At 70.9% G+C, this 13,027-nt stretch carries 2 protein-coding genes; both read left to right on the top strand.

Features of this window, described 5'->3' with window-relative positions; translation table 11 throughout:
- The first annotated feature begins 42 nt into the window (after positions 1-42).
- Complete coding sequence (locus tag A5701_RS06290) at positions 43-5,688, top strand: amino acid adenylation domain-containing protein (RefSeq protein ID WP_369807394.1); 5,646 nt, start codon at positions 43-45, stop codon at positions 5,686-5,688.
- The coding region (locus A5701_RS06285) for a non-ribosomal peptide synthetase (RefSeq protein ID WP_067749912.1) at positions 5,685-13,027 on the top strand (7,343 nt) is incomplete at its 3' end. The genes A5701_RS06290 and A5701_RS06285, both read left to right, overlap by 4 nt.

Raw genomic sequence — 13,027 nt, 5'->3', positions numbered from 1 at the left:
CAGGCGCGCCGCGTCGAGCGCACCGCTGACGGTGATCCCGAGCTGCACCGCGTAGAGGTCGTCCATGTCCTGCGCGAGGCGGTCCACACCGCCGTCAGGCGCCACCCCAACCTGGTCGCCCGGTTCTCCGAGGACTTCGGCGAGCCCGTGCAGATCATTCCGGCCGAGCCCCAGATGGCCTGGCGGTATGTCGAGCTGGACGGCGGCGACGTCGACGAGCAGGTCGAGCAGCTGTGCGCCGACGAACGCGCCGCGGTGTGCGACCTGGCCGACAAGCCGTCATTCCGGGGCGCGCTGATCCGCACGGCGGGCGACCGGCATCGGTTCGTGCTGACCATCCACCACATCGTGGTCGACGGCTGGTCGCTGCCCGTGCTGCTGCAGGAAGTGTTCGCTAGCTACTACGGGGAACGGTTGCCCGCCGCGCCGTCGTACCGCAGCTTCGTCACGTGGCTCACCAACCAGGACCGCGCCGCCGCCCAAGCGGCGTGGGCCCAGGCGCTGGCCGGCTTCGAGACCCCCACCCTGGTCGGCCCGCTCGGGCAGATCGGGAAGCGCGGCGTAGCCGCCTTTCACGTGCCCGCCGACACCACGCACGCGCTGGGCGAGCTGGCGCGCTCCTGCCGCACCACCATCAGCACCGTGCTGCAGGGCGCGTGGACGCAGCTGCTCACGTGGCTGACCGGCCAGCACGACGTCGCCTTCGGCACCGCCGTCTCGGGACGTCCCACCGAACTGCCGGGCGCGGACGCGATGGTCGGCCTGCTGATCAACACGGTGCCCGTGCGGGCGACCATCACCGCGACCACCACCGTCGCCGACCTGCTCGACCAGCTGCAACGCCTGCACAACGACACCGTCGACTACCAGCACCTGGCCCTGCCCGAGATCCACCGGGTCACCGGCCACGACCAGTTGTTCGACACCCTGTTCCTCTACGAGAACTACCCGATCGACGCGGGTGCGCTGCTGGGCGTGCACGAGCTGGCCATCACCGACTTCAGCAGCCGCGAATACAACCACTACCCGCTGTCCGTGGTGGCCTCGCCGGGTCACGAGCTGAGCCTGCGCGTCGAATTCGACACCGAGGTGTTCACCGCCGCCGCCATCAACACGCTCATCGACCGGCTGCAGCAGGTGATGGTGGCGATGACGGCCGACCCCGCCCGCCGCCTTTCCTCGGTCGACCTGCTCGACGCCGCCGAGCACACCCGGCTCGACGACTGGGGCAACCGGCCGGTGCTGGCCGAGGCGGCGCCCAAGCTGGCGTCGATTCCGGAGCTGTTCGCCGCGCAGGCGGCCCGCGGCCCCGACGCGGTGGCGATCACCGACGGCGACCGCTCCTGGACGTACGGCGAGGTCGAGGAGTCCGCGAACCGCCTGGCCCACCTGCTGGTGAGCCGGGGCGCCGGCCCGGGGGAGCGCGTCGCGGTGCTGTTCCCCAGGACGGCCGAGGCCGTCGTGGCCATCCTGGCGGTTCTCAAGACCGGGGCGGCCTACCTGCCCGTCGACCCGACGGTGCCGGCGGCGCGCATCGAGTTCGTGCTCGGGGATGCCGCACCCATCGCCGCCGTCACCACCGCCGAGGTGCGGTCGAGGCTCGACGGCCAAAACCTGGACGTCATCGATTTCGACGACCCCGCCGTCGCCGGCCAGACCGGCGACGGGCTGCCCGCGCCGGCGCCGGACAACATCGCCTACATCATCTACACGTCCGGAACCACCGGCACGCCCAAGGGCGTGGCCGTGCCACACCGCAACGTCACCCAGCTGCTGGAGTCCTTGGACGCGCAGCTGGCGCTGGGGCAGGTGTGGACGCAGTGCCACTCGCTGGCCTTCGACTTCTCGGTGTGGGAGATCTTCGGGTCGCTGTTGTACGGCGGCCGGCTGGTGATCGTCCCCGACGCGGTGGTCCGCTCGCCCGAAGAGCTGCACGCGATGCTGGTTCGGGAACAGGTCAGCGTGCTGAGCCAGACGCCGTCGGCGTTCTACGCGCTGCAGACCGCGGATTCGCTGGCACCCGAGCTGGGCCAGCAGCTGAAGCTGCAGACGGTGGTGTTCGGCGGCGAGGCGCTCGAACCCCACCGGCTGGGCAAGTGGCTGCACCACCACCCCGGGCTGCCGCGCCTGATCAATATGTACGGCATCACCGAGACCACGGTGCACGCCTCGTTCCGGGAGATCGTCGACGGAGATGTCGACACCAACGCCAGCCCGATCGGCGTGCCGCTGGCCCACCTGGGCTTCTTCGTCCTGGACGGGTGGCTGCGCCCCGTGCCGGAAGGCGTGGTCGGCGAGTTGTACGTGGCCGGCCGGGGCCTGGCGTACGGGTATGTGGGCCGGTCCGGGCTGTCCGCCACCCGGTTTGTGGCGTGCCCGTTCGGCGGGTCCGGTGCCCGGATGTACCGCACCGGCGACCTGGTGCGCTGGGGCGCCGACGGCCAGCTGCAATACATGGGCCGCGCCGACGAGCAGGTCAAGATCCGCGGCTACCGCATCGAGCTCGGCGAGGTGCACGCCGCCCTGGCCGCGCTGGACGGCGTCAACGAGGCGGCCGTGATCGCCCGCGAGGACCGCCCCGGCGACAAGCGGCTGGTGGGCTACGTGACCGGAACCGCCGACCCGGCCGAGATCCGCAATCAGCTCGGCGAGCGGCTGCCGACCTACATGGTGCCCACCGCGGTGGTGGTGCTCGAGGCGCTGCCGCTGACCGTCAACGGCAAACTCGACACCCGGGCGCTGCCGGCGCCGGAATACTCCGACTCCGATCATTACCGCGCCCCGAGCACCGCCATCGAGGAGATCCTGGCCGGCATCTACGCCCAGGTGCTCGGAGTCGAGCGCGTCGGCGTCGACGATTCGTTCTTCGACCTCGGCGGCGACAGCATCCTGTCGATGCAGGTCGTCGCCCGCGCCCGGGCGGCCGGCGTCGTCTGCCGCCCGCGCGACATCTTTGTCGAGCAGAGCGTGGCCCGGCTGGCCCGGGTGGCCTCGCTGGCCACCGACGACGACGTGGTCGACGAGGGCATCGGGCCAGTGGTCGCGACCCCGATCATGCGCTGGCTGCACAGCGTCGACGGTCCGGTCGAGCAGTTCAACCAGACGATGGTGGTGCAGGCCCCGGCGGGGGTCGGCGAAGCCGACGTCGTGCTGGTGCTGCAGGCTTTGCTGGATCGGCACGCGATGCTGCGGCTGCGGGTCGACGACGACGGCGCGGGCGGCTGGTCGCTGCGGGTGTCCGAGGTCGGCGAAGTCGACGCCGCCGGTTGCGTGCACACCGTGGAGACGTTGTCCGACGCGGCGTTGTCGACGGCGGTCGCGCAGCTGAACCCGGCCAGCGGCGCGATGCTGCGCGCGGTGTGGGTGCCCGCCACCGGCCAGCTGGCGCTGATCATTCACCACCTGGCCGTCGACGGCGTGTCGTGGCGAATCCTGTTGGAAGACTTGAACATCGCCTGGGCTCAACACCACAGCGGGCAGCCGGTGGCGCTGCCGGTGGGCGGCATGTCGTTCGCGCGGTGGTCGTCGCTGCTGGCGGAGCACGCGCGCCGACCGGACGTCGCCGAGACGGCCGACGCGTGGCGGCAGATCTCGTCGACCCCGGCGCCGTTGCCGTCGGTTCGGCCCGACATCGACACCTACGTCAGTGCGGGACAGCTGTCGGTGTCGCTGGACGCCGACACCACCCGGTTGTTGCTGGGCGAGGTGCCCGCGGCGTTCCACGCCGGCGTGCAGGACATCCTGTTGATCGCGTTCGGGTTGGCCTGGGCGCAGTTTGTGGGCACCGGCGCACCGATCGGCATCGACGTCGAGGGCCACGGCCGCCAAGAGGAGTTGGGCCCGCACGTCGACCTGTCCCGCACGGTGGGCTGGTTCACCACCAAGTACCCGGTCGCGTTGCAGATCGGCGGGCTGTCCTGGGGGCAGGTCGTCGCGGGTGAGGCGGAGCTGGGGGCGCTGGTCAAGGACGCCAAGGAACAGCTGCGCGCCCTGCCCGACGGCCTGACCTACGGGCTGCTGCGCTACCTGAATCCCGACGTCGAACTGGACGTGTCCGACCCGGTGATCGGGTTCAACTACCTCGGGCGGCTGGGCGGCGCCGGCGACCTGTCCAGCGAACTGTGGCGGCTCGACCAGGACAGCCTGGCGTCCGCCGGCGCGGCGACCGCGGTGCCGATGCCGTTGCCGCACACCGTCGAGCTCAACGCCGGCACCCTGGACACCGCGGGCGGTCCGCTCCTGCAGGCCAACTGGACCTGGGCGCGCTCGGCGCTCGACGAGGCCCAGGTGGCCCGCCTGAGCGAATTGTGGTTCGACGCGCTGAGCGGCATCTGCAGCCACGTCCGCAGCGGTGGCGGCGGCCTGACTCCGTCGGACCTGGCCCCCGCCCGGTTGACGCAGCGGGACATCGACGAGCTGTGCCAGCGCTACCCGGTCGCCGACGTGTTGCCCTTGACCCCCCTGCAGCAGGGCCTGCTCTTCCACACCGGCAGCGAGCACGGCAGCGACGACCTGTACGCCGTCCAACTCGACATCAGCGTGAACGGGGCGCTTGACTCGCACCGGTTGCGCGACGCCGTGCACACGATGATCAAGCGGCATCCCAACGTGGTGGCGCACTTCATCGAGGATTTCGGCGAACCCGTGCAGGTTTTGTCGGCCGAGCCCGCCCTGTCGTGGCATTACGTCGAACTCGACGCCGAAGACGCCGAACCGGAAGAGCAGATCCAGCAGCTGTGCGCCGCCGAGCGCGCCGCGGTCTGCGACCTGGCGGAGCGCCCGGCCTTCCGGGCCGCGCTGATCCGCACCGCCGACAACCGGCACCGGTTCGTGCTGACGAACCACCACATCGTGCTCGATGGCTGGTCGAAGCCGATCCTGCTGCAGGAGATCTTCGCTGCCTACTACGGGGTGCAGTTGCCCGCCCCGGTGCCGTACCGCAAGTTCGTCGACTGGTTGGCGGCGCAGGACCGCGGCGCGGCGCAGGCGGCGTGGCGGCGGGTGCTGGCCGGCTTCGACGCGCCGACCTTGGTCGGTCCGCCCGGCCGGGTCAGCCTGGGGCCCCGCGGCGTGTCCTCCTTCCAGGTGTCGGCGGAGACCACGCGGGCGCTGGGTGAACTGGCCCGCTCGTGCCACACCACCGTCAGCACCGTGCTGCAGGCCGCGTGGGCGCAGCTGCTGATGTGGCTGACCGGTCAGCACGATGTGACTTTCGGCACAGCGGTGTCGGGCAGGCCGACCGATTTGGCCGGCGCCGACCAGATGGTCGGGCTGCTGATCAACACGGTGCCGGTGCGGGCGACGATCGGCGCCGAAACCACGATCGCCGACCTGCTCAACCAGCTACAAGGCGCCTACAACGACACCCTCGAGCACCAGCATCTGGCGCTCAACGAGATCCACCGTGTAACGGGACACGACCAATTGTTCGACACCATGTTCGTGTACGAGAACTACCCGATCGACACCGCAGCGTTGTCTGCCGTCGATGAGCTGGCTATTAGCGGATTTACAAATCGGGAATACAACCACTACCCGCTGTCGGTCCAGGCCGTGCCTGGTCACGAAATAAGTCTTCGTGTCGAATTCGATACAGAAGTCTTCGACACGGGCAGAATCGAGAGGTTGGTTGAGCGGTTCAGGCGCGTGCTGGAAGCCATGACCGCAGATGTGGAGGAGCAGTCATGACCGTCGGCGCGGGGCGGCGATTGTTGTCGATCGACTTGCTTGATGGCGGCGAGCACGACCGCCTCGACGAGTGGGGCAACCGGGAGGTGCTGACCGCTCCGGTCACGGGGGCGGTGTCGATTCCGGCGTTGTTCGCCAAGCAGGTCGCGCGCGTGCCGGAGGCTCCGGCGCTGACGTTCGAGGGCCGCTCGCTGACCTACGCCGAACTCGACGAGGCCGCGAACCGGCTCGCGCACCTGCTGGCCGACCACGGCGCGCGCCCGGGTGCGTGTGTGGCGCTGCTGCTGTCGCGCTCGGCCGAGGCGATCGTGTCCATCCTGGCGGTGCTCAAGACCGGTGCGGCGTACCTGCCCATCGACCCGGCGGTCCCGGCGGCCCGCATGGAGTTCATGCTCGGCGACGCGGCGCCGGTCGCCGCGGTCACGACGGGCGAACTGCGCTCACGCCTGGACGGGTTCGACCTGCTGGTCGTCGACGTGGCCGACCCGGCGGTGGAAGACCAGCCGAGCTCGGCGCTGGACGGGCCGGCCCCCGAGGACATCGCGTACATGATCTACACCTCGGGCACGACCGGTACCCCGAAGGGTGTGGCGGTCACGCACCAGAACGTCACCCAGCTGCTGAACAAGCTGCCCGCCGACCTGCCGAAGGCCGGTGTGTGGTCGCAGTGGCATTCGCTGGTGTTCGACGTGTCGGTGTGGGAGATCTGGGGCCCGCTGCTGCACGGTGGCCGGCTGGTCGTGGTGCCCGAGTCGGTGGCCGGATCGCCGGATGAGCTGCACGCGCTGCTGGTCGCGGAGAAGGTCACCGTGTTGTGCCAGACCCCGTCGGCGGTGGGGATGCTGTCGCCCGATGGCTTGGATGCGACCGCCCTGATCGTGGCCGGCGAGGCCTGCCCGTCCGAGGTGGTGGATCGCTGGGCCCCGCGCCGCGTGATGATCAACGCCTACGGCCCGACCGAGGGCACGGTCTATGCGTCGATGAGCGCGCCGCTGAAGGCGGAGTCCGGGGCGCCGCCGATCGGCTCGCCCGTGCCCGGGGCGGCTCTCTTCGTGCTCGACAAGTGGTTGCGCCCCGCGCCGGAGGGCGTCGTCGGCGAGCTGTACATCGCCGGTCGCGGCGTGGCATCCGGATATGTCCGCCGGCCGGGCCTGACGGCCTCGCGCTTCATCGCCTGCCCGTTCGGGGCGCCCGGTGCGCGCATGTACCGCACCGGCGACTTGGTGCGCTGGGGCGTCGACGGCCAGCTGCAGTACCTGGGCCGGGCCGACGAGCAGGTCAAGATCCGCGGCTACCGCATCGAGCTGGGCGAGATCCAGTCGGCGCTCGCCGCGCTGGACGGCGTGGACCAGGCGGCCGTCATCGCCCGCGAGGACCGGCCCGGCGACAAGCGGCTGGTGGGCTACGTGACGGGGACGGCCGATCCGGCCGAGATCCGCACCCGGCTCGGCGAGCGGCTGCCCAGCTACATGGTGCCCGCGGCCGTCGTGGTGCTGGATGCCCTGCCGCTGACGGTCAACGGCAAGCTCGACAAGCGCGCCCTGCCGGCCCCCGAGTACTACAAGACCAGCGGCGAGTACCGCGCACCCACCACGGCCGTCGAAGAGACGCTGTCCGCCATCTACGCCCAGGTCCTGGGACTCGAGCGGGTCGGTGTGGACGACTCGTTCTTCGACCTCGGCGGCGACAGCATCCTGTCCATGCAGGTGGTGGCGCGCGCCCGGGCGGCCGGCGTGGTGTGCCGGCCGCGCGACGTCTTCGTCGAGCAGACCGTGGCCAAGCTGGCCCGGGTGGCCCGCGTGGCCTCCGACGACGAGGAAGTCGACGAGGGCATCGGCCCGGTGTCGGCGACCCCGATCATGCGCTGGCTGCAGCAGGTCGAGGGCCCGACCGACCAGTTCAACCAGACCATGGTGGTACAGGCCCCGGCCGGCGTCACCCGCGACGACGTGCAGGTGGTCCTGCAGTCGCTGCTCGACCGGCACGCCACGCTGCGGCTGCGGGTCGACGACGACGGCGCGGGCGGCTGGTCGATGCATGTGCCCGAGGTCGGCTCGGTCGACGCCGGCACGTGCATGCACACCGTCGACGCGCTGTCCGACGCGGCGCTGGTGGCGGCGCGCTCGCAGCTGAACCCCGCCGCGGGCATCATGTTCCGCGCCGTGTGGGCGGAATCCACGGCCCAATTGGCGCTGATGATTCACCACCTGGCCGTCGACGGCGTGTCGTGGCGAATCCTGTTGGAAGACTTGAACATCGCCTGGGCCCAGCACCACAGCGGGCAGCCCGTGGCGTTGCCGACGGGCGGAACCTCGTTCGCCCGGTGGTCGGCGATGCTGGAGGAGCACGCCCAGCGGCCCGAGGTCGTCGAGACGGCCGAGGCGTGGCGAGAGGTCGCGGCGACCCCGGCGCTGTTGCCGGCGGTGCGCCCCGACGTCGACACCTACGAGACGGCCAAGCAGCTCTCGGTGTCGCTGGACGTGGAGACCACCCGGTCGCTGCTGGGCGAGGTGCCCGCGGCGTTCCACGCCGGCGTCCAGGACATCCTGCTGATCGCGTTCGGGCTGGCGTGGGCGCGGTTCGTCGGCACCGGCGCCCCGATCGGCATCGACGTCGAGGGCCACGGCCGGCACGAGGAGCTGGGCCCGCACGTCGACCTGTCGCGCACCGTCGGGTGGTTCACCACCAAGTACCCCATCGCGCTGACCGTCGGCGAACTCGACTGGGCGCAGGTGATGGCCGGTGACCGGGCGCTGGGAGCGCTGGTCAAGAAGGCCAAGGAGCAACTGCGTGCCCTGCCCGACCCGCTGACCTACGGGCTGCTGCGTTACGTCAACACCGACGTCGACCTGGACGGGTCGGACCCGGTCATCGGGTTCAACTACCTGGGACGGCTGGGCGCGGCGGCGGATCTGCCCGGCGAGATGTGGCGGATCAGCCAGGACAGCCTGTCGTTCACCGGCGCCGCGAGCGCGGCGCTGCCGATGCCGCTGATGCACACCGTCGACCTCAACGCCGGGACCATGGACACCGAGGCCGGCCCGCACCTGCAGGCGAACTGGACCTGGGCGCCCTCGGCGCTGGACCACGAGCAGGTCAGCCGGTTGAGCCAGCTGTGGTTCGAGGCCCTGGCCGGCATCTGCGCGCACGTGCGCAGCGGCGGGGGCGGGTTCACGCCGTCGGACATCGCGCCCGCTCGCCTGACCCAGCAGCAGCTCGACGACCTATGCCAGCAGTACGCGGTCGCCGACGTGTTGCCGTTGACCCCGCTGCAGCAGGGGCTGCTCTTCCACGCCAGCTTCGCGCACGACGTGGGCGACGACGTGTACGCGGTGCAACTCGGCATCACCGTGACCGGAGACCTCGACGCGCACCGGCTGCGCGAGGCCGTGCACGCCGTGGTCGACCGGCACCCCAACCTGGCGGCCCGATTCTGCCCCCAGTTCGGCGAGCCGGTGCAGGTCATCCCGGCCGACCCGGTGATGGCGTGGCGGTACATCCAGCTCGGCGCAGACGACCTGGACCCCGACGAGAAGATCGAACAGCTCTGCGCCGCCGAGCGCGCCGCGGTCAGCGACCTCGCCAACCGGCCCGCCTTCCGCGCCGCGCTGATCCGCACCGCCGACAACCGGCACCGGTTCGTGCTGACCAACCACCACATCGTGATGGACGGCTGGTCGCTGCCGATCATGCTGCGCGAGATCCTGACGAGCTACTACGGCGACCGGTTGCCCGCGCCCGCGTCCTACCGCAGCTACCTGACCTGGCTCGCGGCCCAGGACCGCACGGCGGCCCGCGCCGCCTGGGCCGAGGTGATGGCCGGGTTCGACGCGCCCACCTTGGTCGGGCCGCCGGCCCGGCTCGGCCTCGGCCGGCGGGGCGTCGAGTCGTACCGGCTGCCCGCCGAGACGACGCGGGCGCTGGGCGAACTCGCCCGCTCCTGCCACACCACCATCAACACCGTGCTGCAGGGCGCCTGGGCGCAGCTGCTGATGTGGCTGACCGGCCAGCACGACGTCGCCTTCGGCACCGCGGTGTCCGGCCGGCCGACCGACCTGGTCGGCGCCGAGTCGATGGTGGGTTTGCTGATCAACACCGTGCCGGTGCGCGCCAACATCACCGCGGCCACCACCGTGGTCGAGCTGCTGCAGCAGCTGCAGAACGCCCACAACAACACGATCGAGCACGAGCACTTGGCGCTGAACGAGATTCACCGCGTCACCGGTCACGACCAGCTCTTCGACACGCTGTTCCTCTACGAGAACTACCCGATCGACACCAGCGTGCCGCTGGGCTTCCACGAGCTGGCGATCACCGACGTCACCAACCGCGAGTACAACCACTACCCGCTCTCGGTGATGGCGCTTCCGGGCCGTGAACTGGGCCTGCGCGTCGAGTTCGACACGAGCGTGTTCGACACCGCCGGGATCGAGTCGCTGATCGAACGGTTCCAGCGGGTGCTGGCGGGCATGACCGCCGACTCCAGTCAGCGGCTGTCCTCGATGGACGTCTTGGACGGGGGCGAGCGCGCCCGCCTCGACGAGTGGGGCAACCGGTCGGTGTTGACCGCGCCCGTGGGCGCGAAGGCGTCGATCGTGTCGCTGTTCGCCAAGCAGGTGGCCCGGACGCCGGAGGCGCCGGCGCTGACGTTCGACGGCCACTCGATGAGCTATCGCGAGCTCGACGAGGCCGCGAACCGGATGGCCCACCTGCTGGCCGAGCACGGCGCGCGGCCGGGCGAAAGCGTGGCGCTGCTGCTGTCCCGGTCGGCCGAGGCGATCGTGTCGATCATGGCGGTGCTGAAGACCGGCGCGGCCTATCTGCCGATCGACCCGGCGGTCCCGGCGGCGCGGATCGAGTTCGTGCTCGCCGACGCCGCGCCGGTCGCCGTCGTCACGACGGCCGAGTTGCGGTCGCGGCTGGACGGCTCCGACCTGTTGGTGATCGACGTCAACGACCCGTCGTTGGACGCCCAGCCCGCCACGGCGTTGCCGGGCCCGGCCCCCGAGGACATCGCGTACCTGATCTACACGTCCGGCACCACCGGTGTCCCGAAGGGCGTGGCGGTCACGCACCACAACGCGACGCAGCTGCTCGAGAGGCTGCACGCCGACCTGCCGGACCCGGGTGTCTGGGCGCAGTGGCATTCGCTGGTCTTCGACGTCTCGGTCCACGAGATCTTCGGCGCGCTGTTGCACGGCGGCCGGCTGGTCGTGGTGCCCGAGTCGGTGGCCGGTTCCCCGAAGGAGCTGCACGCGCTGCTGGTCGCGGAGCAGGTCACCGTGCTCAGCCAGACCCCGTCCGCGGTGGGAATGCTCTCCCCGGAGGGGCTGGACTCGATGGCCCTGGTGGTCGCCGGCGAGGCTTGCCCGCCCGAGGTGGTCGAGCGGTGGGCGCCGGGTCGGGTGCTGATCAACGCCTACGGTCCGACCGAGGGCACGGTGTACGCGGCGATGAGCGCGCCGTTGAGCGCGGACGGGGGAGCGCCGATCGGTTCCCCGGTCCCCGGGGCCGCCCTGTTCGTCCTGGACAAGTGGCTGCGGCCGGCGCCCGAAGGTGTCGTCGGTGAGCTGTACATCGCCGGTCGCGGCGTGGCGTCCGGCTATGCGCGCCGCCCGGGCCTGACGGCCTCGCGGTTCATCGCCTGCCCGTTCGGAGCGCCCGGCGCCCGGATGTATCGCACCGGGGACCTGGTGCGCTGGGGCGCCGACGGCCAACTGCAGTACCTGGGCCGAGTCGACGAGCAGGTCAAGATCCGCGGCTACCGCATCGAGCTCGGCGAAATCCAGGCCGCCCTGGCGGGTCTGGACGGGGTGGAGCAGGCGGCGGTGATCGCCCGCGAGGATCGCCCCGGCGACAAGCGGCTGGTCGGTTACATCACCGGCACCGCCGACCCCGCCCAGGTTCGGGCCCAGCTGGGTGAGCGCCTGCCCGCCTACATGGTGCCGGTCGCGGTGGTCGTGCTGGACGCGCTGCCGCTGACCGTCAACGGCAAGCTCGACAAGCGCGCCCTGCCCGCCCCCGAGTACCAGAAGACCGGTGGCGAGTACCGGGCCCCGGCCACGCCGGTGGAGGAGACCCTGGCCGACATCTACGGCCGCGTGCTCGGATTGCAGCGGGTGTCGGTCGAGGATTCGTTCTTCGACCTGGGCGGCGATTCGCTGTCCGCGATGCGGGTGATCGCCGAGATCAACACGGCCCTCGACGCCAACCTCTCGGTGCGCACCCTGTTCGAGGCGCCGTCGGTGCGGGGCCTCGCCCACCGGGCCGAACGCGATGCCGGCTCTGCGGGCGAAGCCGAGACCGGCGGCCCCAGCTTCGCCTCCGTGCACGGACCTGATGCCACGCAGGTCTACGCCAGCGATCTCACTCTGGACAGGTTCATCGATGCCGCGACGCTGAGCGCCGCGCCCGCGCTGCCGGGGCCGAGCTCGGAGGTGCGGACGGTCCTGTTGACGGGGGCGACGGGGTTCCTGGGGCGTTATCTGGCGCTGCAGTGGCTCGAGCAGCTCGAGTTGGTGGGCGGCAAGCTGATCTGCTTGGTGCGGGGCGGCTCCGACGAGGAGGCGCGTCAGCGGCTGGAGAAGACGTTCGACAGCGGTGACCCGAAGCTGCTGCGTTACTTCCAGGACCTCGCGGCCGACCACCTCGAGGTGATCGCCGGTGACAAGGGTCAGCCCGGCCTGGGTCTCGACGAGCAGACGTGGGAGCGGCTGGCCGACACCGTCGACCTGATCGTCGACTCGGCGGCCCTGGTCAACGGCGTGCTGCCTTACAGCGAGCTGTTCGGCCCGAACGTCGCGGGCACGGCCGAGCTGATCCGGATCGCGCTGACCAGCAGGATGAAGCCGTACGCGTACGTGTCGACCTCGGACGTCGGCCGCCAGATCGATCCGGCGGCGTTCACCGAAGACGCCGACATCCGCGTCATCAGCCCGATCCGCAAGGTCGACGGCAGCTACGCCAACGGCTACGGGAACAGCAAGTGGGCCGGCGAGGTGCTGCTGCGCGAGGCCAACGACCTGTGCGGGCTGCCCGTCTCGGTGTTCCGCTCGGACATGATCCTGTCCGACACCAGCTACGCCGGCCAGTTCAACCTGTCGGACATGTTCACCCGGATGGTGCTGAGCCTGGTGGCCACCGGCATCGCTCCGCGGTCGTTCTACCAGCTGGACGCCGAGGGCAACCGGCAGCGTTCGCACTTCGACGCGCTGCCGGTGGAGTTCGTCGCCGAGGCGGTCACCACGCTCGGCTCCCAGGTGGTCGAAGGGTTCGAGACGTATCACGTGATGAACCCGCACGACGACGGCATCGGCATCGACGAGTACGTCGACTGGCT

It is taken from the genome of Mycobacterium sp. E3305 (assembly GCF_001666785.1).
In the GTDB taxonomy this organism is placed as follows: Bacteria; Actinomycetota; Actinomycetes; order Mycobacteriales; family Mycobacteriaceae; genus Mycobacterium.
The sequence above is the reverse complement of the archived record's forward strand: the minus strand, read 5'-3'. Positions and strand labels throughout refer to the sequence as shown.